This window comes from Vibrio sp. 10N.222.49.C9 (assembly GCF_041474985.1).
Classification (GTDB): Bacteria; Pseudomonadota; Gammaproteobacteria; order Enterobacterales; family Vibrionaceae; genus Vibrio; species Vibrio crassostreae_C.
Genome location: NZ_JBFRVD010000036.1, coordinates 35,737 through 58,788 on the forward strand (window position 1 = coordinate 35,737; position 23,052 = coordinate 58,788).

Consider the following 23,052-nt stretch of genomic DNA (forward strand, 5'->3'; position numbering starts at 1 on the left):
AAAACAGAGAATTTGAGTAACAACAACCACAACTATCAAGCGAGTTATGTCACAAATAGCCAATGAATTCAGTTGCCTAAGACTATGGTCTAATCCCCAAAACTATTGTTGGAATTTGAACAGTGCTAAGCTGTTACAAAGTGACATATCTAAAAGGACGTTATATGCATTTCCCATATCGAAATATCGTAATTCTTACTGGCGCTGGCATCTCTGCAGAGTCGGGGATACAAACATTCCGAGCACAAGACGGGCTATGGGAAAACCACAAAATCGAAGATGTAGCGACGCCTGAAGGGTTCGCAAAAGATCCTGACTTGGTACAAGCCTTCTATAACAAGCGTCGTCACGGCCTGCAAAGTGAGAGCATTCAGCCCAATTCAGCCCACAAGGCGCTAGGAGAGCTCGAAGACAAGCTTGATGGCAAAGTTACCATCATTACTCAAAACATCGACAATTTGCACGAGAGAGGCGGTAGCAACAACATTATTCACATGCATGGTGAACTTTTAAAAGCGCGTTGCAGTGAATCCAATCAAGTTGTAGAGCACAAAGGCGATATTGAAACGGGTGAACTTTGTCATTGCTGCCAAATCCCTGCACAAATGCGTCCACATATTGTTTGGTTTGGCGAAATGCCACTAAGAATGGGCGACATTTATTCCGCACTGGAAGAAGCGGATCTGTTTATCTCTATCGGAACTTCAGGTGTTGTTTATCCAGCGGCAGGCTTTGTTCACGATGCGAAAATGCATGGTGCACATACTATCGAGATAAACCTCGAACCAAGTGCGGTTGAAAGTGAATTTGAAGAGAAGCGCTACGGCAAGGCGAGTATCGAGGTGCCTAAACTGGTTGGCGAGTTATTATGTACAGAGAAAGGTTCTTTAACGGCCTAAGCCTTGTCTTTAATAACACACATCAGTTTCTGAATCTGAAAAAATAAAGCGGCTTACGCCGCTTTATTTACTTAACTTCTTAACTAACAATAACTTAGTTGTTTACTTTAAGTTTTTGGAAGTACTCGTCATAAATAACGCTCGCTTCACCAACTTCATCTTGCCACACACCGTTATCCATCACTGATTGTGGTGGGAAAACGTTCTTGTCTTCAGCAAATTCTTTAGGAAGAAGAGGGTAAGCGGTTTTAACTGGTGTCGGGTAACCGATCTCTAGAGCAATTTTCGCAGCGTTCTCTGGGCGAAGAAGGAAGTCGATCATCTTATGAGCCGCTTCAGTGTTCTTAGCGCCTGCTGGAATTGCTAGGCTGTCCATCCAGAAGATAGCGCCTTTTTCTGGCCAGATAATGTCAATCGTTGCGCCTTCTTGGCGTGCCATGTAAGCAGAACCATTCCAAAGCATACCAAGAGACACTTCACCTGCTAGGTAAGGGTTCGCTGGGAAATCTGAGTTAAATACCAATACGTTTGGCATTAGCTTACGAAGTTCTTCGTAGGCTTCTTTGATTTCTTCAGGGTTAGTCGTGTTTGGAGAGTAGCCCAGTTTAGATAGAGCGATATGGAAAACCTCACGAGAGTCATCCATCATCATCAGTTGACCTTCCCACTGCGTATCCCACAGATCGCCCCAGTTTTTAACTGAAGACTTGTCTAGCATGTCTGAGTTGATACCAATACCCGTCGCACCCCAGATGTATGGGATTGAGTAGTTGTTATTTGGGTCAAATGGCTTATCTAAGTAATTTGGATCCAAATCTGCAAAGTGGCTTAGCTTGGTTTTATCAAGCTCTTGAAGCATGCCTTCTTTACGCATCTTAGAAACGAAGTAAGTAGAAGGAACCACTAAGTCGTAACCCGTACCTTGAGTTTTTAACTTAGCGTACATGCTTTCGTTAGACTCATAAGTTGAGTAGTAGACTTTAATGCCCGTCTCTTCTGTGAAGTCTTCTAGTACTTCATTTGGAATATATTCAGACCAGTTGTAAAAATACAGTTCTTGGTCAGCTGCGAAAGAGGGTGTAGAAAGTAAAGTAGCAGCACACAATGCGCCGGTATACAGTGTTTTTTTCATTACTGTTCCGTTCATTTGTTTGATTTGGAGCTGGGTAGTGAACCCAAGGTAAAGGATTTCGAAAAATCGCGCTATATTATAGCAGCGATATAATAAAATAGGCAGCCTAAGCTGCCTATTCATTGATATTCTTATTTTTAACTTATTGATTATCTACGTTGACCTGTTAAGTAAACTGGTTACTTAGCCACAGTTAGATAATAAGCTAAATTACTGACCTGCTTTAAGTTTCATGAAGTAATCTTCATACTTCACTGTCTTATCGCCAACCGCAGCTTGCCATTCAACACGATCAAGGTCTTCTTGCGATGGGAATAGCGCAGGGCTATCTTTGAACTTCTCGTTAGACGCTTTAACGGCCGTTAGGTAGCCTGTGTCACGAGAAATTTGCTCAGCAATTTCAGGGCGAAGTAGGAAATCAATCATCTTATGAGCTGCTTCTACGTTTACCGCACCAGAGCTAATCGCAAAGTTATCAACCCAACCGATACCGCCTTCTTTAGGGAAAACTAGTTTGATTGGTAGACCTTCGTTTTGCGCTGCAGCAGCAGAACCGTTCCACAGCATACCAAGACCCACTTCACCAGACATGTAAGGCGCGCCTGGGTTGTCTGAGTTAAATACTAGAACGTTTGGCATAAGCTTTTGTAGCTCAGCGTACGCTTCGTCGATCTCTTTTTCGTTGGTTGTGTTACCAGAGTAACCTAACTTACGCAGTGCGATGTGGAACACTTCACGAGTGTCGTCCATCATCATCAGTTGACCTTCAAGCTCTGGCTTCCATAGATCAGCCCAGCTTTGGAAATCTTCTGGATCGTACATGTCAGTGTTAACAGCAAGACCTGTGATCGCAACTACGTGTGGAATAGAGTAGTCGTTGCTTGGGTCGTACGGCTTATCTAGATAGTTAGTATCTAGATTCTTGAAGTTGTTCAGCTTAGTTTTGTCGATCTTTTGTAGCATACCTTCGTCACGCATCTTAGATACGAAGTAAGTCGACGGCACAACTAGGTCATAGCCTTTGTTGTGTGTTTTTAGCTTTGCGTACAGGGTTTCGTTCGACTCGTAAGTCGAGTAGATCACCTTGATACCAGTTTCATCAGTGAACTGTTCTAGAATCTCACTGTTGATGTAAGGTCCCCAATTCATGAATACCAATTCTTTGTTATCTTTTGCAAATGATGGTGCAGATAACATTGAAAGCGCACATGCACTACCAGCTAATAGAGTAGCCCATTTTTTCATTGACGTTAGCTCCAAACTAAACGTTGCCCGAAGGCAGTAGATAGAAAAACAGAATGGCAATTTACCATTCTGTTTATGATTAACACTTTTTTTGAACTTGAAGTCTCTTAACTTCTTAATCAAGCCAGTCTCTATATAGAGTAGGAGACTTACTTGATTTTTTCTCTCGCTAATGACTGAGAAATGATCACCAGTATTAACGACACCACTAACATCACTGTTGCTAGGGCGTTTACCTCAGGAGAGATACCCACTTTAACCATTGAGTAAATCTTCAGTGGTAAGATTTCATACGTTGGGCCGGTTACGAAAGAGCTAATGATTACATCGTCCAAAGACAGAGTGAAGCTCAATAACCAACCCGCAGCAACCGCTGGCTTAGCAAGAGGCAGAATGATCTGTTTTAGAATCGTCCATTCACTTGCACCTAAGTCTTTTGCTGCTTCTAGCATCTTCACATCAAAGCCATTCAAGCGACTGTATACCGTTACTACAACAAACGGTAGACAGAAGGTAATGTGAGCAGCAAGTAGGGTAAAGAACCCAAGTTGAACACCCATTACCAAGAATAGCGCAAGAAGCGAAATCGCCATTACGATATCTGGAGACATCATTACGATGAACAGCATGCCATTTACGATGCCTTTACCTTTAAATTGGTAACGGAATAGGGCTACTGCTGTAAGGCTCCCGACAATCGTTGCGGCTGTTGCTGAGAACACCGCTACGTTGATCGAGTGCCACGCAGCCTGCATTAGGCTGTCGTTGTTAATAAGCGCGTCATACCATTTAGTGGTGAAGCCACCCCATTTCATACCAAACTTATTGGCATTAAACGAGTTGGCGATCAATACGATAATAGGTAGGTATAGAAAGGCGTATACCAGCGCCATAAAGCTGAACTTAACTGTGCGCCCCATTAGTCTAGCTCCACTTTCTTGTTCAATAGCTTACCTGCTCGGTAGTAGGCATACAGCATCACAGCCATTGCCATGGTCAGTGCGATACTCGTCGCTGCACCAAACGGCCAGTCTCGAGCGTTGAGCACTTGGCTCTTAATCACGTTACCAATCAATAGGTTCTTAGCTCCGCCTAATAGGTCAGAGATGTAGAACATACCTAACGCTGGCAGTAGCACTAACAAACAGCCGCCAATAATGCCCGGCATTGTTAGTGGTAGTACCACTTTCAATAGCGTTTGCAGTTTGTTCGCACCTAAATCTTTAGCCGCTTCTAAATACGTATCGTCCAGTTTTTCAATCGCTGAATACAGCGGCAGAATCATAAACGGAAGTAGGATGTACACTAAACCGATCATTACTGCGGTTTCTGAGTACATGATACGTAGCGGTTTATCAATGATATCTAACGCTAACAAGCTTTTGTTCAAGACACCTTGCGTACCCAGTACAATTTTTAATCCGTATGTACGAATCAAAGAGTTCGTCCAGAATGGTACTATCACTAGGAACAACATGATTGGACGCCACTTCGCCGGCATTTTTGCCACGATGTAAGCGAATGGGTAACCAATAATCAAACAAAGTAGGGTTGCGACAATTGCCATATAGAAAGAGTGCATCAACACTTTAAAATACAGCGGGTCAGCCAAACGCACGTAGTTATCGAGAGTGAAGGTCATCTCGATCAAGTTCGCTTCATCACGAGTTAAGAAGCTAGTACCAATGATCATGATGTTTGGAATCATCACGAACAACACTAACCAACCTGTGATTAAAGCAACAATTGCGTTTTGTAAATTAAACTTCTTGCTCATCTTCTAATACCACTTCCCAGCTCTCAACCCAAGTTACTGCAACTTTTTGGCCCAGTGAGTGATCAACATCAGGGTCATCTTCGTTGAAGAATTCGCTAACCATGACACGCATACCAGATTCAAGTTCTACGACTGAATCTAATGTCATGCCTTTATAGGTTCGCTCGACAATGTGGCCAACAATACCGCGTTGCTCTGACTCTTTAATTTCTTCGATTCGAAGATCTTCAGGGCGAAGCAATACTTGCAGTTTTTGACCCGGTGTTACGTCTTTATCGTGATAGATAATGGACTCTTCACCTTCGATTGTCGCAACAATGCGTTTTTCATCTTGACGAGATTTCGCTGTCGCTTCGAATACGTTAATTTCACCAATGAAACGCGCTACAAATAGGTTCTTAGGCTCTTCGTAGATCTCTCTTGGTGTTCCGTCTTGTTCAATCACGCCATCACGCATAACAATAATACGGTCAGACATAGACAGCGCCTCTTCTTGGTCATGCGTTACAAAAATGAACGTGATACCAAGTTGGCGTTGTAATTGTTTCAGCTCGATTTGCATCTGTTTACGTAGTTTGTAATCCAGAGCAGATAGAGATTCATCCAACAAAAGAACTTTAGGCTTATTAACGACAGCACGAGCGATTGCGATACGTTGCTGTTGGCCACCAGATAGCTGGTGTGGCTTTCGTTGTGCCATTTGTTCTAGGCGCACCATTTTCAAAGCATCCATTACACGAGGTTCAATCTCGCTGTTTGGAACTTTCTGCATGCGTAAGCCAAATGCCACATTGTCGAAAACGGTCATATGCGGGAATAGGGCATAGCTTTGGAATACAGTGTTTACATGCCTTTGTTCAGCAGGAACTTGGGTTACGTTTTGTTCAGCTAATAGTATTTGACCACTATCTGCCGTTTCAAAACCCGCAATCATTCTTAGCACGGTTGTTTTACCACAACCTGATGGGCCTAAAATCGTGAGAAACTCACCATGATTTACGTTTAAATCCAGATTGCCGATGACTTCCTTACCATCGAAACTTTTACTGATGCCAGTTAGCTGTACTACTGGCTTTCCTACTGATTTTTTAGCGTTCAACGTCTGTTTTTCTCCACCTTGGTTCTATTTGAGACCTGTTGCTATACACCTTTAAGGCGCGCATCATAATCACCAAAAACGTGAATTCAAAGCATTTTTTACCTTTCGAAGATAAAAAATTTCGCAGGTAAAAGTAAACATCCTTTACCATACTGTTATTTACTGGGTTTACACCCTAACAAGTGTCTAATTATTAACCATCAAGACGCAAAAGCAAGCCTTGTTACAGATTCATATTTTAGTTTGTATCCGACATATGAGTATAATGAAGGTAATTTTTTATCAATAAGTTAGGTGGCTTCGCTTAATCGGCACACCTAGGTATCAATATGAACAACGACATCGAAAAAGATTTTAATTTGGGCGGTAGTATCAACCGTGCACTTTCTGGCGATTATGAGCTCAAAGCAACGGCTGTATTCCAAGAAGCTTGGAAACATACGATAAGTCACTTTCTTTCGTTTTCCCCAGCGATTATTGCTTTGATGTTTGTGCAGCTCGCTATCTTTTATATCGCACTAAAACTACAGCTTGGTGATCCCGCGGTTATCTTAGATGCAGTTATCGACCCAGAGTCGTTTACGCCACAAATCGTTGAATCGATTTTTATCGCGAACTTTAGCTATGAAGTGATCAGTGCGCCTATCTATGCGGGTATCTGTTTAATGGCAATGAGTCACGCCGCTGGCCTACAAACCAAAGTACGCCACATCGGTAAAGGTTTGCAGTTTACGGTTCCGGTTATTCTAGTGACTTTGTTTAGCCTAATGCTTCAAGGCATCGCAGGTATGATTCTGCCGTTCTTGTCTATCTACTTCTCACTGGCGTTCAGCCATTCGATTCTGCTGATTTGTGATAAGAAAGTGCCGCCAATGCAATCGCTGCTGCTTTCTCTGCGTGCTGTCAACAAAAAAATCTTCACCGTTGCTTCTATCTACCTATTAGTAATGCTGATGTTCATCGTCGCGGCAATGATGTACGGCATTGGCCTTATCTTCGTTTTACCTTTCTTCTTCCACGTGAAAGGGATTCTTTACCGCGAGATGTTTGGCATTAAACTCAAACTGATCGCGTCAGACAGACCAAAGAGCGACGACGACCACAACGGTAGCAACAATAAAGACCCACAGGTATTCGATGCATAACAACTCTAAATTAAGCGCAAGTAAATCACTTGCGCTAAAAGTGACAGCATTAGCCTTAGTTGGCTCGATCTCGTTAGTTGGCCCAATGCTTTACCAACAAGAAGAAGAGCGCAGGCGAGCGGGGCAAAAGGCTCCAGACTCAGAGCAAAACTTTGGTGACTTGACCGTCTCTTCTGATAAGCCAAATTTCGCAGCGATTGAAGATGTAAATAAAAAGAAAGACACCTTCTTTTCTTATCTTCGCCCAAGTATCAACATCGAAAACAAGCGAATCACCAAAGAACGTGCGTTTCTAACCAAGTTTTCAGAGACGGGGTTGAACAATGTTGACTCTGAAGACGCGTCATACGCAAAGAGACTAGGGAAGCTGTATAGCCTGCCTGTACCTTCATCGGGCTTAGATGACGCTTGGCTGAAAGAAATGTTGAATCGTGTAAACGTGCTACCTGAAGCGCTTGTGTTAACTCAGGCGGCCAATGAATCAGCTTGGGGTACATCTCGTTTCGCCACTAAAGCAAATAACTATTTTGGACACTGGTGTTACACCAAAGGTTGTGGCCTTGTTCCGCTACAACGTAACGAAGGTAGCTCGCATGAAGTCGCAACATTCTCTTCAAGCCAAGAATCCGTACATCGGTATTTCATGAACCTTAATCGTAATCGTGCTTACGCCGATCTAAGAGTGATTCGTGCAAAACTTGATGCGCAAGGTGATGATCTTTTAACAACCGCAACGGCGACAGAGCTCACCAATGGCTTGTTAAAATATTCTGAGCGAGGTTCCGACTATGTGACTGATTTACAAGCTATGATCCGTCACAACGAGGTATACTGGAAAAAGTAACTCATTTTGATACCAACTTGGTTGCCTTCGATAGTCGGCTTATACCAGTAATATCACAAAAAGAGCAGCTCATTGGCTGCTCTTTCTATTTATAAACGCTCAACTTCGACAAGATTATAATAATGAAAAAGACAGCACTCGCTTTATTAGCCTCATTAAGCCTTGGGGTTTCTCTTCCTGCTTCAGCGCAAGAATACATGTTCACGTATTCTAAGCTTTATACTCAGCTGAAAAACAACACCAAAGAAGGGCATGATGATGTCAAAGTTGCGGTCTTCTTTGTTGATCAACAAGCTCAGCAAACCTGTCACATCAGCAAAGCTTGGATGGAAAAAGAAGAGCACTACGAAGAGCTAAAAGTCTCTCCGGCCAATGAACTGCTTCTACCGGTAGATCAAAACCTACGCTCAGCAAACCCTCTTATCTTTGTACAAACTCAAGAACAGGAATGTGCGTATTCTTTTGTGGTGATGACTCAAGAGCCTTTAGCTGGCACAGTAGAAGTTGCACAGATAGAAAACCTATTACCACAGATGCAGGCGATGCTTGAAGACGTCAGCGGTATGTTCTCTGGTTGGTTCACGCCAGATATCCAAGGGTTAACGCTAGAGTTCGCTAATAAGCTGGAAGGCAACATCGAGCTTTCAAATGGCAAGCAACTACCAATCAAAGAAGGACGTGCGAAATTCACCTTAGAAGAACTGAATGGAAGTGACAGCATCACGTTGCCAGAACCAACAGTTCGCGTATTGCCGTACATTCCCGCGCAATAATTTTTAACAGAATCATTGTTAGTGAAGTAAAAGCTTAGCGAAATCATCCCCCTAAGTTTTTGCGACATATCTTAAAGCAGCCTCATCGAATAAGATCAGGCTGCTTTTCTTTATCTATGATACCAACCGAGAGCTTGTGAAGCCGCGTTTCTCTGCCGTTTAGGCGCTTATCGAACAATAAAAGCAGAATCTTTCTATTACTCAGCTTGTTTATCCGGCCGTTACTATTTCAACATCAAATAAAAATCCGTATAATCCACGCCCTAAAACAGTCCCACTAGCAATCTACAGTCGGTAATACGACGGTGTGAGAGTCGCAATGAACCAAAACGATAATAGAAAAGAAACACTTGAATTCAACAAACTTCAGAAACGTCTGAGAAGAAATGTTGGAAATGCCATCATCGACTACAACATGATCGAAGAGAATGACGTAGTAATGGCATGTATTAGTGGCGGTAAAGATTCATTTGCGATGTTAGATATTTTGCTACGTTTACGTGAAGCAGCACCGATCAAATTTGATGTTGTGGCAGTAAACCTAGATCAAAAACAACCTGGGTTCCCTGAACACATTCTTCCTGAGTACTTTGAAACGCTGAACATTCCTTACTACATCGTAGATAAAGACACGTATTCAGTGGTTAAAGAGAAAGTGCCAGAAGGTAAAACAACGTGTGGCCTATGTTCTCGTCTTCGTCGTGGTACTTTGTACTCATTCGCAGAGAAGATTGGTGCAACTAAGATCGCTCTGGGTCACCACCTAGACGACATCGTTGAGACCATGTTCCTAAACATGTTCCACGGTGCGCGCTTAAAGGCTATGCCACCAAAGCTTCGTTCAGATGATGGTCGTAACGTTGTTATTCGTCCACTGACTTACTGTCGTGAAACGGACCTAATCAAATACGCAGAACATAAAGAGTTCCCAATCATTCCTTGTAACCTATGTGGCTCTCAAGAGAATCTACAGCGTCAGAACATTAAAGCGATGCTAATTGATTGGGATAAGAAAACGCCAGGTCGTGTTGAGAAGATCTTCAAGTCAATCCAGAACGTAAGTCCAAGCCAACTGGCTGACCGTGAGCTGTTTGACTTCGTGAACCTTCCACTAGACCGTAGTGAAGACCGCAAAGCGTACGAATTCGAAGAAGCTGAAATTTCATCTTCTAACATCGATGAGTCAATGTTCATCGACGTAACGAACGTATAATAAGAATAATCGTTGTAGAGCAGTAGATGCGCCTACAACAGACAAACAAAAACGCCTCAAGCAATGCTTGAGGCGTTTTTTTATAAGTTAAACTTTTCCCTGACCTAACCTTTCGAAAGGTTAGGGTCTAGTGGGCTGACGTAACCAGACGGTTTAAGAGCCAACACATCACAGTTAATCTTATCGATAACATGTTCCGCGGTATTACCAATAAACACGGCAGACAAGCCAGTACGACCCGTTGTACCCAGAATCACCATCGCAGCGTTATTTTCAGAAGCGACGCGAGGAATAACATCTTCTGGCAAGCCTTGTTCAACCACAGTTTGTTCTTCACACATACCGTGCTTCTGGCGCAATGCTTTCATTGCCGTTAAGTGATGGCCACGAACCGCATCGGTATAAGACGTTGGATCAAACTCTGGCAGTTCAATGGTAATATTCGCAGGTGTCACAGGGTAGGCATTCACCAAGAACGGTTCCGCATCCAAACGACCGGTGATCTCTAGCAATCTGTCGACCATTGTATCGTTAAGCTCTAAATGAGCTTCTGTTTCAGAACCTACATGAACGGAAGCAAAAATCTTCGCGTGATCTGGCCAGAAATCGTTTTTAACCAATAGCACTGGGCTAGGGCACTTTCTCAATAGATGCCAATCGGTTGGAGTGAAGATGACAGATTCCAAAGTATCATGCTTACGCGTGCCTTTGATTAAGATGTCGTGTTCGCCACTGTAAACCTCGGCTATGATCGCTTCGTACGGGCGGTTGTGCCAAACCACTTGTACGTTAAATTCAATAGAATCATCTAGGTAAGGTTCTGCGACTTTATTCATCCAAATTTCGCGTTGATGAATTACGCCTTTGCGCATTGCGTCTCTTTCATCGATAGAGAGCATAGATGTCATTTCATACGAGAAGTCGTATATCGACAAAAAGAAAGTGATGTGGCTTGTTGAGGTGCTTTTCTTAGCAAGTTGGATAGCACGAACTAGAGCAGGTTGCTCATCGTGATTAATGTCTGCGACAACTAAAATTTTGTTATAGATACTCATAACTAAGCCTACTTTTCAGACCGAACATATAAATAATGTAGCGTAGTTATGGAGAGATTAAGAGAAATATAAGAGGTTTTAAGAGAGAAACATGATGTAGCTCATTATTGAACTACATCATTGATATCTAGACTATTCTTTTGAAACGCCAGCAAGTTCCATCAACGCATCGTGATCTTCGATAGTGATATATTTGCCTTTAACGCTCAAGATGTCTGCTTTTTGGAAGCGACCTAGAAGACGGCTGATTGTTTCAACAGTCAAACCAAGGTAGTTACCAATATCGCCACGAGTCATCGTTAGGCGGAACTCACGCGGGCTGAAGCCACGTTGAGAGAAGCGAGTCGAAAGGTTGTAAAGGAATGCAGCAAGACGCTCTTCCGCGTTCTTCTTAGAAAGAAGCAGAATCATTTCTTGGTCACCTTTAATCTCGTTACTCATCAGGCGCATAATTTGCTGACGCAATTTAGGCATTTTTCCTGATAGGTCATCAAGAATCTCATATGGGATTTCACATACCATAGAAGTTTCTAGCGCTTGTGCAAAACTAGGGTGTTGGTCACCAGTAATCGCATCGAAGCCAACAAGATCGCCCGCTAGGTGGAATGCAGTAATCTGCTCATCACCTTGCTCGGTAATCGTGTAGCTCTTGATCGTTCCAGAGCGAATAGCATATAGAGATTTAAGCTCGTCACCGGCTTTAAATAACTCTTGGCCTTTTTGAATAGGCTTTTTTCTCTCAATGATCTGATCAAGTTGATCGAGTTCAGATTCATTCAAAGTAAACGGAATACAGAGCTGGCTAATACTACAATCCTGGCAATGGATCGCACAGCCACCAGACTGAACACGTTTCGTCACAGGCTTTTCAGAAATCATAACAATCTTTCACTATTTGATATACGTCAATATTTTAGCATTCCTTTATCCAGTTGGGTAGTAAAAAAACCGGATTTAAAGATCACCTATACGGTATAAATAATGAGCTGCAATGCCATATATCCGGTATAGAAACCGTAAAGGAGGATTAAAATTGCGCCTAATTGGCGAAATAAGTCAGCTTGTTGCAGTTTTTTGAGGAAATTAGCGCCCATGCCTACTGTGAGCATTGCTGGAAGCGTACCTAAACCGAAAGCAAGCATGATACCGGCACCGTTGTACCAACTTCCTGATACGGCCGCCCACGTAAGCATTGAGTAAACTAAGCCACATGGTAGCCAACCCCAAATAAAGCCAAACGGCAAAGCATGGCTAGGGTGCTTCAAGGGTAGAAATGATTTACCTAAAGGAGAGATATAGCGCCATAGTTTCTGCCCGACTTTTTCAAAGAACAACAAGCCGAACCACCATTTACCGATATACAAACCTAAGACGATCATAAAGCCAGCTGCAAATAATCGCAGCCAACCTAGCAGAGCGTTAAAATCGCTTAGCTGACCTATCGAAGAGATTGCACCGCCAATCACACCACCAATCACGGCATAACTTAGCAAGCGCCCTAGGTTATAAAGTAGGGGAATAACAGGGGAAGGTTTACTGTTGCCAATCGAAAGAAGCGACGCAATACCACCACACATTCCCATGCAATGGCCTGCGCCGATCAATCCAACAACAAAGGCTCCGATCCAATCAGGCGTCATCGTTCTTTTTGTCTACGTTAGTTTGGCTTTCGCTGTTAGCTTTCTCATTCTTGACAGGTTTACTATCAGAATGGTTGTGAGCCTTTTCGTCTTCATCAAACAGTATATTGTGACCTTGACGTTCTAGGTCTTCAAACTGTTCGCTCTTCACCGCCCATAGAAAAATACCAACAGCGATGCACACCAGTACAATCGCAATGGGGATCAGGATGTATAAACTTTCCATTATTTACCTTGCTCTTTTAAAAGCCTTAACGAGTTAGACACAACAATAATAGAGCTGGCAGACATGCCCACAACGGCAATGTATGGAGCAACCAAACCCGCGACAGCCAATGGAAGGATAAGTAAGTTATATCCTAATGACCAAGCTAGGTTTTCACGAATTATCTTACGTGTTTTTAACGCCAAAGTACGCGACTTAAGTAATCTATCGAGCTTATCACCCAGTAACACCATATCCGCAGAAGCTTTCGCCACGTCTGTACCGCCGCCCATAGCGACAGAAAGGTGGGCACCTGCAAGAATAGGGGCATCGTTAATGCCATCGCCAACCATCATGGTAATGTCACTTGCATCTCGAGAGTTCAGGTAAGCAAGTTTATCTTCAGGTTTCGCGTTAGCAACAATATCAGTAATACCAATCTCTTCAGCAACAGGCTTCGCGTTAATCAAAGAATCGCCAGTAAGCAGAGTTGTTTTGATGCCCGCTTCTTTAAATTGCTTAATAAACTCGATGCTTTCTTTACGGATTGGATCTTCATAAGTAAATGTAGCGATATGACGACCCGCCATCGACAAGTAAATGCCGTTGCTTTCCGATGGTTGAGCTTCACCTAGAATGAATTCACTACTACCAATCGCAACTTCTTGGCCATTCCACTCACCAGTGATACCTGAACCAATCACGTTATTAACTGACTCTACTTCGATCTCATCAGAAAGATGAGTCTTGAACGCTTTAGCGATAGGGTGGTTAGCGTGTTGTTCCAGGCTCGCCGCTACTTTGAGACAAGTGTCTTTATCAAGTTCAGCGAAGGTTTCAACTTGGCTGATACGAATATCACCCTCAGTCAATGTACCTGTTTTATCGATGATCAAGTGATTCACTTTGCACAAGGTTTCGAATACGTGGCCTTTGCGCAGCAAAATACCGAAGTTACCCATGCGAGACGTTGAACAAGTAATCGCCGTCGGTGTTGCCAGTGACAGAGCACAAGGACACGTTGCGACCAATACCGAAAGCATGATCCAGAAAGCGTCTTCTGGTCGTGTTTGGTGCCAGTAAAACCAAGTGCCGAATGAGATGATTAAGATAACCGCAACAAAGTATCGAGCCACAACATCAGCAATTTCTGCAATGCGAGGTTTAGACAGTTGCGCTTCGTCTTGCAGGCGAACGATGTTGGAAATCACCGAATCCGCTTTTGATGTCATCACTTCCAGTTCAAACGACTCGTCACCATTCAATGTACCAGCGTAGACAGTATCGCCTTCGTTTTTGACCACATGGATAGATTCGCCAGTCAGCATCGATTCATCGATATGAACTCTGCCAGACAATACTTTGCCATCGGCAGGAATGTGCTCACCCGGTAGAACGCGAATTTGGTCGCCAACTTTTAAGGTTTTGACTGGAACTTGTTCGCCATCTAACGTTGTTGCCATAGCAGGAACGAGCTTAAGCAGGTTACCACTAGCAGCGGCGGCTTTACGACGAGCGCGCATTTCAAGGAAACGACCAAGCAGTAGGAAGAAGGTAAACATCGAGATAGATTCGAAGAATACTTCACCTTTCTCTGTCACCGTTGCGACCAAACTTGCAACGTAGGCAAACAAAAGAGCGATCGACACAGGTACATCCATACCCAATGTTCGACCTTTGAGGCTACGCCACGCGTTGATATAGAAAGGCAATGCAGAGTAGAGCAGAACCGGTGTTGCAAAGATTAAGCTCACCCAACGGAAGTAGCTTTTGAATTCGGGCTCAAGGTTACCGAAGACTTCAAGATACAACGCCACAGCCAGCATCATGACCTGCATGGTTGCTAAACCAGCAATACCAAGACGATAGAGATAATTCTTCATCGATCGATGATAGGCGGCTTCTTGTTGATCAGCCTCAAAAGGTGCGGCTTTGTAGCCTAAGGTATGGATTGCAGACAACAGCTCGCTCAGTTTCGTCTGAGTGTTGTCCCAACTGAGCAGGGCGCGGTTAGTCGTGGTATTAACACGAATACTAACAACCCCTAACTTTGAAGAGACTTGCTTTTCAATAAGCCAAGCACAAGCAGCACAAGAGACACCTTCTAGTGACAATGTCACTTCAGAGGTGTTTTCAGAGTTACGGACGAACTCCAATTGAACATCTTCGTTGTCGTAATGACTGAGTGCCAGAAGTTGCTCTGGCACGAGATCCGCTTTTTCAGCTGGAGCGGTACGATATTGGTAGTAAGAGACCAGACCGCTATCAACGATTGTCTGGGCTACGGTTTCGCAACCCGGACAACACATAGGTCGCACCGATCCTAAGATTTCTACTTTAAAATCCGTTTCCGCTGGTACATCTTCACCGCAGTGATAACAGGATTCACACATAAGATTTAGTTCGTTAGTTGAGTAGGAGTATCAATAGGGAAGTTCATGCGACCTTGCACTAACCATTCAGAATCATGCGGAGAAAGCTCGATAAACCATGGACCTTGCATTTCATGATCCAGAGTCAACGTGTAGTTGCCTCTCGCATCAGCGGTCAGTAGCTGAGTAAAATCACGGTCAGGCAGCGTTCGGTGCACGAACATTGCGCTAATAGCAGGGAAGTGGTCTAGTTTGCCTTTGTCGAGAGTAATGATAACTGAGTTACCTTTCTCGCTAACTGAAGCTGATAAGCCAAGCTCTTTAGCAACATTTACTTTCGAAATGTCGACATTAATACCTTTACCTTTTTTATAGTAATCTTCAGTGACAACGTTAACTGAATGGTTGGTAAGTATCGCGACTCGAACCAATGTTAGCATAGAAACGCCAACGGTTAGGAAGATCAAAAACCACGGCCAAAACTGCTTATACCAAGGTTGTTCCATATTATTATTCTCAATATATACAATGAAATAAAACTAATTTTTACAAACACTTAAGGTTATAACTGTAAAAGAAAGACAGCCCCTTAAGAAGGGGCTGTTATTATTATGTTACTCTTTATCTGAGTTGCTGAGGCTCCAGACGTAGGCAGAGACGAGCTGAACCTTATCCTCACCGAGGATGTCCTTCCAAGCCGGCATTACACCAGAACGTCCGTACATGACTGTTTCCGTCACATCAGCGCGAGAATCGCCGAATAGCCAGTCGCGGTCAGTCAGGTCAGGGGCGCCAACAGCAGGGTTACCCTTACCATCAGTACCGTGACACGCTGCACACACTACAAAGCGAGCTTTACCAGCCTCTGCTTCACGTGCGTTTACGCTACGACCAGAAAGGCTAAGCGTGTAGCTAACTACTTCTTTTACGCCTTCTTCGCCAAGAGCGTCTTTCCAACCTGGCATTTGACCGACACGACCATGCATGATGGTAGTAACGATAGCTTGTGGTTCACCACCATATAGCCATGCGTCATCAGTTAGGTTCGGGAAACCTTTCTGACCACGTGCATCAGAGCCGTGACACTGAGAACAGTTTTGTAGGAACAAACGTTGGCCCACTTTGATTGCATCGGCATCTGATGCAATGTCAGGGACAGAACGTAGACCGTTTTCGTCGTGAGCTAGCTTTCTGAAAGCTTCACCAAAGTAGGTGTCAGCATCATCAAGTTCTTTCGCGTATGCGTCTAACTGTTTGTTTGCTTGCGCAGCAGCGATTGCAGAGCGAGACTCTTCTACGCTACGAACTGTTTGGTTTGAACTCGTCCAACCTAGTAGACCTTTAAAGTTGCCAAGGCCTGGGTATAGAGCTAGATAAACAGCTGCAAACACAATTGTGCTAACGAAAAGGTATGTCCACCATTTAGGTAGCGGGTTATTAAGCTCACGAATACCATCGTATTCATGGCCCATATCCTGACCTTCTTCTACACCTGTTTTATCGTTGGAACACCAACGAAGTAAGGCTGCACAGCCAATCAATGTACCGATTGTGATTACTGTTACCCAAATACTCCAGAATGTACTCATTACTTCGTCACTCCTTGATTTTTATCTTTCGCAGGTGCTTCATCAGCGAACACTAGGTTTGCATCTTCGTCGAAGCGCGACTTACGATTTTTACCGAAAGCCCACCAAACGATGCCGATGAAACAAGCAAAAACAGTAACAGTCCAAACACTTTGAAATGTAATAATGTCCATAATTATTCCTTATTTCATTGCGTGGCCAAGCGATTGAAGGTAAGCGATGATTGCATCCATCTCTGTTTTTCCTTCAACATCTTGTTTAGCGTTAGCAATTTGTTCGTCTGTGTAAGGAACACCAAATTGATTACGGAAGATTTCAAGCTTCTGTTTAGTCAATTTGCCATCAAGTACATTCTCAGCAAGCCATGGGAAACCAGGCATGTTTGATTCAGGAACAAGTTCGCGAGGGTCGATAAGGTGAACACGGTGCCACTCATCAGAGTAACGATCACCAACACGCGCTAGATCAGGACCAGTACGCTTAGAACCCCATAGGAATGGGTGTTCCCAAACACTTTCGCCAGCTACAGAGTAGTGACCGTAACGTTCAGTTTCAGAGCGGAAAGGACGAATCATTTGGCTGTGACATACGTTACAACCTTCGCGAATGTAGATATCACGACCTTCCATTTCCAGAGCAGAGTAAACACGTAGGTTTTCTACAGGTTCAGTAGTCTGCTTTTGGAAAATAAGCGGGGTAATTTCTACTAAAGCACCAAAACTGATAGCAATAACGATAAGAATCGCTAGTAGGCCAACATTCTTCTCTACCAACTCATGGCGATTATTTGAATTTGAGCTCATTCTAAATCTCCTTAAGCCGGTTGAGGGATAGCTTTAAGGCTATCTTTAGGTGCAGAAACAGTTTTGTACGTGTTGTATGCCATTAAGAACATACCAGATAGGAAGATGAAACCACCTAAGAAACGTACAAAGTAGAACGGGTAAGACGCTTCTACAGATTCAACGAAGCTGTAAGTTAATGTACCGTCAGAGTTAACTGCACGCCACATCAGACCTTGCATCACGCCAGAGATCCACATTGCTACAATGTAGAAAACCGTACCAATCGTTGCTAACCAGAAGTGAACATTGATTAGGGATACAGAGTACATACGCTCTTGACCAAATAGTTTAGGAACTAAGTGGTAAACCGAACCGATAGAAACCATTGCAACCCAACCTAACGCACCAGAGTGAACGTGACCGATAGTCCAGTCCGTGTAGTGAGATAGTGCGTTAACCGTTTTGATTGCCATCATTGGGCCTTCGAAAGTCGACATGCCGTAGAATGATAGAGAAACGATTAGGAAACGTAGGATTGGGTCGTAGCGAAGCTTATGCCACGCACCAGATAGAGTCATAATACCGTTGATCATGCCACCCCAAGATGGAGCAAACAGAACCAAAGACATAACCATACCTAGAGATTGAGTCCAGTCAGGAAGTGCAGTGTAGTGTAGGTGGTGAGGACCAGCCCAGATATACAGAGACACGAGAGCCCAGAAGTGAACAATCGACAAACGGTAAGAGTAAACAGGGCGACCAGCTTGTTTAGGAACGAAGTAGTACATCATGCCTAGGAAACCAGCTGTCAATAGGAAGCCTACCGCATTGTGTCCGTACCACCATTGCACCATTGCATCGATCGCTCCGGAATAAATCGAGTACGATTTAAACGCAGAGACAGGAACAGCTAGGCTGTTAACGATGTGCAACACGGCAACCGTGATAATGAAGGCTCCGAAGAACCAGTTTGCTACGTAAATGTGCGATGTCTTACGTTTAATCATGGTTCCGAAGAACACGACCGCATAAGCTACCCACACAAGAGTAATAGCAATATCGATTGGCCATTCAAGTTCTGCGTATTCTTTACCAGAGGTTAAACCTAACGGTAAAGTAATTGCAGCGGACAGGATAATCGCTTGCCAACCCCAAAAGGTAAAGGCTACGAGAGGGCCACCAAAGAGACGCGTCTGACAGGTACGTTGTACAACATAATATGATGTTGCAAACAGCGCACTTGTACCGAACGCAAAAATAACCGCATTAGTATGCAGGGGACGTAAACGACTGTACGTCAACCACGGCGTATCAAAGTTTAGCTGTGGCCAAACTAATTGAGCGGCAATCAAAACACCAACGCCCATACCGACAATACCCCACAAAATTGTAACTAGGGTAAATTGACGGACGACCGTATAGTTGTAGTTTTGTTCAAGCTGCTTTTCTTGGCTCATTTGCATGCTTCCAATTTCTTATTTACTACACTTTACTTCCAACACGACTCACGTCGTAATGCCACCCAAATTAGAAAAGGAAATTCAGCCTATTCAGGGCTTTATTTCCACTTGCTGATTTTAAAAAAAAGTGGCATTTTCAACGCGACACTATACTTGAATTAACAAATCAATGACAGAGTAGTAACCTTACGCTTGGTCTGGAATTGGATTTTTATTTAAAAACTTTGAACTTTGTAACAAGGAGTAAAGATTATAATGGCGGCACAAAAGCTAACAAAAGGCAGGCTTGTTCAAATTATCGTCATGTTGGTTATTTTAATAGCTGCATTTACTTGGAGAACAGTAACATACGATAATAACGAAACAGCAAACTGTATAGTTTCAAAACCTTGTAAATTTGGTATTGATAATCATAATGTTTCAGTTTCAAGCAATAACCTAGGGTATTCGATCGAAACATCTAAAACTGGCAAATTTATCATTAGCTATAATGAAAGCGGAATTCTGGAAGAAAAAGGACCATCAAATTGGCTGTTACAAACTAGTGATAAGACCTCCTCAATAACGGTTACATTTCCACAACAGGTGAGCACGTTTTCTGTAAACCTTTCTAAGGAGTAACAGAGAGAAACTGGGGCACACCTCGGTTCTTTTGATAGAAACATGTACCAAATCAGTGAAACACAATGCATTAAAGTGTTATAAAGAGAGCATTAATAAAGTTACCCAGAATCTATGAAATTTCTATCAAAAGTCTCTTACTCCCTAGACGATAAAATCGCAGTAGATGAGTTGCTCAGCGGGGTGGAAAACCCTGACGATATTGCTTGTCTTATTTGCTACTGCACAGAAGAGTATTCGACACTCGCTGTGCAGAGATATTTCGTAGATGCTCTCCCGAACACTCCCATACATGGCTGTACTACTTGTCACGGCATTATGACCGAAACTGGTTTTCATTCTGGTCCAGTCATTGGCGTCCTCATTATTCATGACTCGGGGATCAACGCCTATGGTACGGGAATCGAACATTTCAGCGACTCCATAGACCGCAGTACCTTCAGCGCGATAGACAAAGCACTCAAGAACGCCAACCGAGAAGGTGAAATTCCTGATCTTATCTTGCTGCATTCCACACCGGGTAACGAAGAAAAGGTGATGGCGGCTATCGATAAGAAATTTGGTACTGAAGTGCCAATTATTGGTGGCAGTGCTGCAGACAACCAGGTTTCCGGAAATTGGAGTATCTTCACCGAAGAGTCGCTGTCTATAAATGGTGTGTCTTTAACGGTAGTGTTTGCGTCTCAGTCCATCTATTCCTCTTTCAGCGCGGGTCATACGCCTACGCGGTATTCAGGCACCGTGACCAAAGTAAGAAACCGAATTTTGTTGGAGATAGACCACAGGCCAGCCGTCACCGTTTACAACGAATGGACTAATTTCCACTTAGATGGCAGTGATGATGGCTACATATTCGAAAAGTCGTCAGTCTACCCATTAGGCAGGAAAGTCGGCTCTTCTTACGATTACCCATATTTCAAATTATCTCATTCGATCAGAGAGACGGAGTGTAATGGGATTGAGCTGTTCACAGACATCAGTGAAGGCGACACCATCTACCTGATGCAAGGGTCTAAGCAGCAGTTGATTAGCCGCGCCGCGAATATCATTCACTCCTCATACTACAACGACATGGATCTTGAAGAGAAACTAGGGGCGATCAATATCTTTTGTGCAGGCCCAATGTTGAACCTTAAACAAGATATGGATGAGGTTTGTGACCAAATAAATCAAGCACTTAATGGGCTCCCATACATATGTCCGTTTACGTTTGGTGAACAAGGCAGGCTCTCTGGTGGCGAGAATGCACACGGGAATTTAATGGTATCGTCTGCAACGTTTTATAGGTTGAAAAAGTAATGGGTTCTGAAGGTCAAGAAGCGCTGCAAGAAGCACGTATTGAACTGCAAAAACTAAAAGCCCGTGAGCGAAAGCTGGCTGAAGAGAACAGGGTGATCTTATCAACCATCTCTGCGATCAGTAAGGCAAGTAACATATCTGAGATATTCTCCAGTCTCGAGTTCGTGCTCAAAAAATACATTAAGTTTGATGACTTTATCGTGGTATCAAGGGTAGGGAACGAAGGCAGTTTCAAAACCCTGCTAAGCAATAACAAAGTCTTCGAACAGATGAATTGGAGTGATTGTGGCAAGTTATCTCGAGTGATCAATGGAGAATGCGCCATCCTTTTTGAACCCAAGTCTCTGGGTGAATTCAATTCCTTACATCCCATTATCCTCGATCAAATCAACTCTGTTCTAATTACTGGTATCGATAGCGGACTAACACAATCCGTCATCATCTTTATCCACTCGAATACCAAGCACTTTAGTATTGAAACTAAGGCCACACTAAACCGTTTTCGACCGTTGATAGAGCGTGCTGTTTTCGATATTGAGAACAAAGAAAAGCTTGAAGCAACCGTTCGAGAACGTACCGCAGAGCTTGTCACAGCAAGAAAAGACGCAGAAAGAGCCAACAAGGCCAAGTCTGAATTCCTCGCGATGATGAGTCATGAATTAAGAACACCGCTAAATGCCATAATTGGCCTAATAGACACCCTAAAATCCACATCATTGAACGAAGAACAACAGTCTATACTGCTTAATATGAGCACATCATCTGAGCTATTGCTGGCAATTATCAGTGACGTATTGGATTTTTCTAAGATTGAATCTGGGTGTTTCTCGTTGGCTCCTCAATGGAGCAACGTAAGAGACACTGTAACTTTTGTATTGTCTGAACAAAAGAAGACAGCAGACGATAAAGGTTTGCCGCTAACAGTAACTAGCGATATCCCTGAAGGTGAACTTCATTACATCGACCCAAGTCGCTTGGCACAAATCCTATTTAATTTGATCGGTAACGCGATTAAGTTCACTGAGCGTGGGCATGTCCATGTTTCTATAAAGTACCAGCAGAGCTCTTTCTATATAATGGTGGAAGACACAGGGATTGGCATTAGCTCGCAACAACTTTCGTCGCTGTTCAGTCCATTTGTGCAAGCTGATAGCACAATCACACGTAGATTTGGTGGCACAGGTTTAGGCTTGGCCATCACTAAAAGACTGGTTGAACTGATGCGCGGGCGCATATCGGTAAAGAGTGAGCCTGGAAAAGGCTCCAAATTCGAAGTACAGTTGCCAGTGCTTACTAGAGTTACGAATAATCTGGCTAACAAAGAAGACGAATCTTCACGAGAGTTAAGAAGCCGTTATTCAGTGTTAGTTGTCGAAGACAATCCAACGAATCAAATGGTGATAAAGTTAATCCTTACAAGACAAGGCCACGAGGTTTTCATCGCAAGTAATGGTGAAGAAGCGATTGGCTTTATTGAAAGAGGCAACGAATCAATAGACATTATCTTAATGGATGTGTCGATGCCGGTCATGGATGGATTAACCACAACCAAATACATGAGAGACGCAAACATCAAAACACCAATCGTTGCGCTAACAGCACACACATCAGTAGAAGACAAATGTTCGTGCTTAGATGTCGGCATGAATGATTTCGTGACCAAGCCAGTAAGAACTAAAGAGATCACAGAAGCAATTGATCGATTAATGCTTGAAGTCTAATAAACGTATTCTTAATCGAAGATTAGGAAATATGTTTATTAGGTATTTTATGGTAAATAGCCTTACTGTTAAATAGAACATCGATTTGGTAGATAAACAAGAGGCAGGGCATCGCACAAAGATACCTGCCTTATAAATACCAAACACCATTTAACATAATACACATAATACGCAGTTA

General features: G+C 43.3%; 23 protein-coding genes. 8 read left to right on the top strand and 15 right to left on the bottom strand.

The window, feature by feature from the left end; genetic code table 11:
• Nucleotides 1-164 precede the first annotated feature (164 nt).
• The gene (gene cobB / locus AB4585_RS15755; protein ID WP_017063867.1) at nt 165-899 is read left to right on the top strand and encodes a Sir2 family NAD+-dependent deacetylase; all 735 of its coding nucleotides are present in this window, start codon (nt 165-167) and stop codon (nt 897-899) included.
• A gap of 94 nt (nt 900-993) precedes the next feature.
• On the opposite strand, the gene AB4585_RS15760 is transcribed toward cobB, so the two are convergent.
• From AB4585_RS15760 to potA, 5 genes are all read right to left on the bottom strand, one after another.
• A complete protein-coding gene (locus AB4585_RS15760; protein ID WP_017059627.1) occupies nt 994-2,031 on the bottom strand; it encodes an extracellular solute-binding protein in 1,038 nt (345 codons plus the stop codon).
• A gap of 210 nt (nt 2,032-2,241) precedes the next feature.
• A complete protein-coding gene (locus AB4585_RS15765) occupies nt 2,242-3,276 on the bottom strand; it encodes an extracellular solute-binding protein (protein WP_017059628.1) in 1,035 nt (344 codons plus the stop codon).
• 149 nt (nt 3,277-3,425) lie between these two features.
• Complete coding sequence (gene potC, locus AB4585_RS15770; RefSeq protein WP_017059629.1) at nt 3,426-4,196, bottom strand: spermidine/putrescine ABC transporter permease PotC; 771 nt, start codon at nt 4,194-4,196, stop codon at nt 3,426-3,428.
• The gene (gene potB, locus AB4585_RS15775; RefSeq protein WP_017059630.1) at nt 4,196-5,053 is read right to left on the bottom strand and encodes a spermidine/putrescine ABC transporter permease PotB; all 858 of its coding nucleotides are present in this window, start codon (nt 5,051-5,053) and stop codon (nt 4,196-4,198) included. The genes potC and potB overlap by 1 nt, the downstream gene beginning before the upstream one ends.
• Nucleotides 5,037-6,152, bottom strand: coding sequence for a spermidine/putrescine ABC transporter ATP-binding protein PotA (potA, locus tag AB4585_RS15780; RefSeq protein ID WP_017059631.1), 1,116 nt, complete (start codon nt 6,150-6,152; stop codon nt 5,037-5,039). Before potA ends, potB begins: the two co-directional genes overlap by 17 nt.
• Before the next feature lie 329 nt (nt 6,153-6,481).
• Here potA and AB4585_RS15785 point away from each other — a divergent pair, with 329 nt between their 5' ends.
• The 4 genes from AB4585_RS15785 to ttcA all read left to right on the top strand — a co-directional run bounded on the left by AB4585_RS15785 (nt 6,482) and on the right by ttcA (nt 10,127).
• The gene (locus AB4585_RS15785) at nt 6,482-7,297 is read left to right on the top strand and encodes a membrane protein (RefSeq protein ID WP_017063864.1); all 816 of its coding nucleotides are present in this window, start codon (nt 6,482-6,484) and stop codon (nt 7,295-7,297) included.
• Nucleotides 7,290-8,141 carry a glucosaminidase domain-containing protein gene (locus tag AB4585_RS15790; RefSeq protein ID WP_372154524.1) on the top strand — a complete coding sequence of 284 codons (852 nt, stop codon included), beginning with the start codon at nt 7,290-7,292 and terminating at the stop codon, nt 8,139-8,141. Before AB4585_RS15785 ends, AB4585_RS15790 begins: the two co-directional genes overlap by 8 nt.
• Nucleotides 8,142-8,263: 122 nt before the next feature.
• Nucleotides 8,264-8,914, top strand: coding sequence for a DUF2987 domain-containing protein (locus AB4585_RS15795; RefSeq protein WP_017063862.1), 651 nt, complete (start codon nt 8,264-8,266; stop codon nt 8,912-8,914).
• 319 nt (nt 8,915-9,233) lie between these two features.
• Entirely contained in the window at nt 9,234-10,127 is an 894-nt protein-coding gene (gene ttcA / locus AB4585_RS15800; RefSeq protein WP_017059635.1) for a tRNA 2-thiocytidine(32) synthetase TtcA, read from the top strand.
• A gap of 104 nt (nt 10,128-10,231) precedes the next feature.
• Here ttcA and uspE read toward each other — a convergent pair whose 3' ends face one another.
• The 10 genes from uspE to ccoN all read right to left on the bottom strand — a co-directional run bounded on the left by uspE (nt 10,232) and on the right by ccoN (nt 19,236).
• Nucleotides 10,232-11,182, bottom strand: coding sequence for a universal stress protein UspE (uspE, locus tag AB4585_RS15805; RefSeq protein ID WP_017070547.1), 951 nt, complete (start codon nt 11,180-11,182; stop codon nt 10,232-10,234).
• A gap of 132 nt (nt 11,183-11,314) precedes the next feature.
• The gene (locus tag AB4585_RS15810; RefSeq protein ID WP_017059637.1) at nt 11,315-12,061 is read right to left on the bottom strand and encodes an FNR family transcription factor; all 747 of its coding nucleotides are present in this window, start codon (nt 12,059-12,061) and stop codon (nt 11,315-11,317) included.
• Nucleotides 12,062-12,147: 86 nt separating this feature from the next.
• Entirely contained in the window at nt 12,148-12,822 is a 675-nt protein-coding gene (locus tag AB4585_RS15815) for a sulfite exporter TauE/SafE family protein (RefSeq protein WP_017059638.1), read from the bottom strand.
• A complete protein-coding gene (ccoS, locus tag AB4585_RS15820) occupies nt 12,812-13,048 on the bottom strand; it encodes a cbb3-type cytochrome oxidase assembly protein CcoS (protein WP_017059639.1) in 237 nt (78 codons plus the stop codon). The genes AB4585_RS15815 and ccoS overlap by 11 nt, the downstream gene beginning before the upstream one ends.
• Nucleotides 13,048-15,420, bottom strand: a complete 2,373-nt coding sequence (locus AB4585_RS15825) for a heavy metal translocating P-type ATPase metal-binding domain-containing protein (protein WP_136974290.1) — start codon at nt 15,418-15,420, stop codon at nt 13,048-13,050. Before AB4585_RS15825 ends, ccoS begins: the two co-directional genes overlap by 1 nt.
• 5 nt (nt 15,421-15,425) lie before the next feature.
• Nucleotides 15,426-15,905, bottom strand: a complete 480-nt coding sequence (locus tag AB4585_RS15830) for a FixH family protein (RefSeq protein WP_017059641.1) — start codon at nt 15,903-15,905, stop codon at nt 15,426-15,428.
• Between the two features lie 108 nt (nt 15,906-16,013).
• Nucleotides 16,014-16,988, bottom strand: coding sequence for a cytochrome-c oxidase, cbb3-type subunit III (ccoP, locus tag AB4585_RS15835; RefSeq protein ID WP_017063857.1), 975 nt, complete (start codon nt 16,986-16,988; stop codon nt 16,014-16,016).
• A complete protein-coding gene (locus AB4585_RS15840) occupies nt 16,988-17,161 on the bottom strand; it encodes a CcoQ/FixQ family Cbb3-type cytochrome c oxidase assembly chaperone (RefSeq protein ID WP_004733679.1) in 174 nt (57 codons plus the stop codon). Before AB4585_RS15840 ends, ccoP begins: the two co-directional genes overlap by 1 nt.
• 9 nt (nt 17,162-17,170) lie before the next feature.
• On the bottom strand, nt 17,171-17,791 hold the full coding sequence (gene ccoO, locus AB4585_RS15845) for a cytochrome-c oxidase, cbb3-type subunit II (RefSeq protein WP_017059643.1): 621 nt from the start codon (nt 17,789-17,791) through the stop codon (nt 17,171-17,173).
• 11 nt (nt 17,792-17,802) lie between these two features.
• Nucleotides 17,803-19,236 carry a cytochrome-c oxidase, cbb3-type subunit I gene (ccoN, locus tag AB4585_RS15850; RefSeq protein WP_009846707.1) on the bottom strand — a complete coding sequence of 478 codons (1,434 nt, stop codon included), beginning with the start codon at nt 19,234-19,236 and terminating at the stop codon, nt 17,803-17,805.
• A 252-nt stretch (nt 19,237-19,488) separates the two neighbouring features.
• Between ccoN and AB4585_RS15855 the strand changes: the two genes are divergently transcribed.
• The 3 genes from AB4585_RS15855 to AB4585_RS15865 all read left to right on the top strand — a co-directional run bounded on the left by AB4585_RS15855 (nt 19,489) and on the right by AB4585_RS15865 (nt 22,874).
• Nucleotides 19,489-19,854, top strand: a complete 366-nt coding sequence (locus tag AB4585_RS15855) for a hypothetical protein (RefSeq protein ID WP_372154523.1) — start codon at nt 19,489-19,491, stop codon at nt 19,852-19,854.
• Between the two features lie 114 nt (nt 19,855-19,968).
• Nucleotides 19,969-21,153 carry an FIST signal transduction protein gene (locus AB4585_RS15860; protein WP_017063855.1) on the top strand — a complete coding sequence of 395 codons (1,185 nt, stop codon included), beginning with the start codon at nt 19,969-19,971 and terminating at the stop codon, nt 21,151-21,153.
• Complete coding sequence (locus AB4585_RS15865; RefSeq protein WP_372154522.1) at nt 21,153-22,874, top strand: ATP-binding protein; 1,722 nt, start codon at nt 21,153-21,155, stop codon at nt 22,872-22,874. The genes AB4585_RS15860 and AB4585_RS15865 overlap by 1 nt, the downstream gene beginning before the upstream one ends.
• The last annotated feature ends 178 nt before the right edge of the window (nt 22,875-23,052 follow it).

Coding starts and splice junctions, on each gene's coding strand:
- AB4585_RS15865 (WP_372154522.1), top strand. CDS start 21,153: ATGGGTTCTGAAGGTCAAGAAGCGCTGCAAGAAGCACGTATTGAACTG.
- ccoS (WP_017059639.1), bottom strand. CDS start 13,048: ATGGAAAGTTTATACATCCTGATCCCCATTGCGATTGTACTGGTGTGC.
- AB4585_RS15815 (WP_017059638.1), bottom strand. CDS start 12,822: ATGACGCCTGATTGGATCGGAGCCTTTGTTGTTGGATTGATCGGCGCA.
- AB4585_RS15830 (WP_017059641.1), bottom strand. CDS start 15,905: ATGGAACAACCTTGGTATAAGCAGTTTTGGCCGTGGTTTTTGATCTTC.
- AB4585_RS15765 (WP_017059628.1), bottom strand. CDS start 3,276: ATGAAAAAATGGGCTACTCTATTAGCTGGTAGTGCATGTGCGCTTTCA.
- potC (WP_017059629.1), bottom strand. CDS start 4,196: ATGGGGCGCACAGTTAAGTTCAGCTTTATGGCGCTGGTATACGCCTTT.
- ccoN (WP_009846707.1), bottom strand. CDS start 19,236: ATGCAAATGAGCCAAGAAAAGCAGCTTGAACAAAACTACAACTATACG.
- AB4585_RS15855 (WP_372154523.1), top strand. CDS start 19,489: ATGGCGGCACAAAAGCTAACAAAAGGCAGGCTTGTTCAAATTATCGTC.
- AB4585_RS15860 (WP_017063855.1), top strand. CDS start 19,969: ATGAAATTTCTATCAAAAGTCTCTTACTCCCTAGACGATAAAATCGCA.
- AB4585_RS15795 (WP_017063862.1), top strand. CDS start 8,264: ATGAAAAAGACAGCACTCGCTTTATTAGCCTCATTAAGCCTTGGGGTT.
- AB4585_RS15760 (WP_017059627.1), bottom strand. CDS start 2,031: ATGAAAAAAACACTGTATACCGGCGCATTGTGTGCTGCTACTTTACTT.
- AB4585_RS15790 (WP_372154524.1), top strand. CDS start 7,290: ATGCATAACAACTCTAAATTAAGCGCAAGTAAATCACTTGCGCTAAAA.
- uspE (WP_017070547.1), bottom strand. CDS start 11,182: ATGAGTATCTATAACAAAATTTTAGTTGTCGCAGACATTAATCACGAT.
- ccoP (WP_017063857.1), bottom strand. CDS start 16,988: ATGAGTACATTCTGGAGTATTTGGGTAACAGTAATCACAATCGGTACA.
- ttcA (WP_017059635.1), top strand. CDS start 9,234: ATGAACCAAAACGATAATAGAAAAGAAACACTTGAATTCAACAAACTT.
- cobB (WP_017063867.1), top strand. CDS start 165: ATGCATTTCCCATATCGAAATATCGTAATTCTTACTGGCGCTGGCATC.
- ccoO (WP_017059643.1), bottom strand. CDS start 17,791: ATGAGCTCAAATTCAAATAATCGCCATGAGTTGGTAGAGAAGAATGTT.
- AB4585_RS15785 (WP_017063864.1), top strand. CDS start 6,482: ATGAACAACGACATCGAAAAAGATTTTAATTTGGGCGGTAGTATCAAC.
- AB4585_RS15825 (WP_136974290.1), bottom strand. CDS start 15,420: ATGTGTGAATCCTGTTATCACTGCGGTGAAGATGTACCAGCGGAAACG.
- AB4585_RS15840 (WP_004733679.1), bottom strand. CDS start 17,161: ATGGACATTATTACATTTCAAAGTGTTTGGACTGTTACTGTTTTTGCT.
- AB4585_RS15810 (WP_017059637.1), bottom strand. CDS start 12,061: ATGATTTCTGAAAAGCCTGTGACGAAACGTGTTCAGTCTGGTGGCTGT.
- potB (WP_017059630.1), bottom strand. CDS start 5,053: ATGAGCAAGAAGTTTAATTTACAAAACGCAATTGTTGCTTTAATCACA.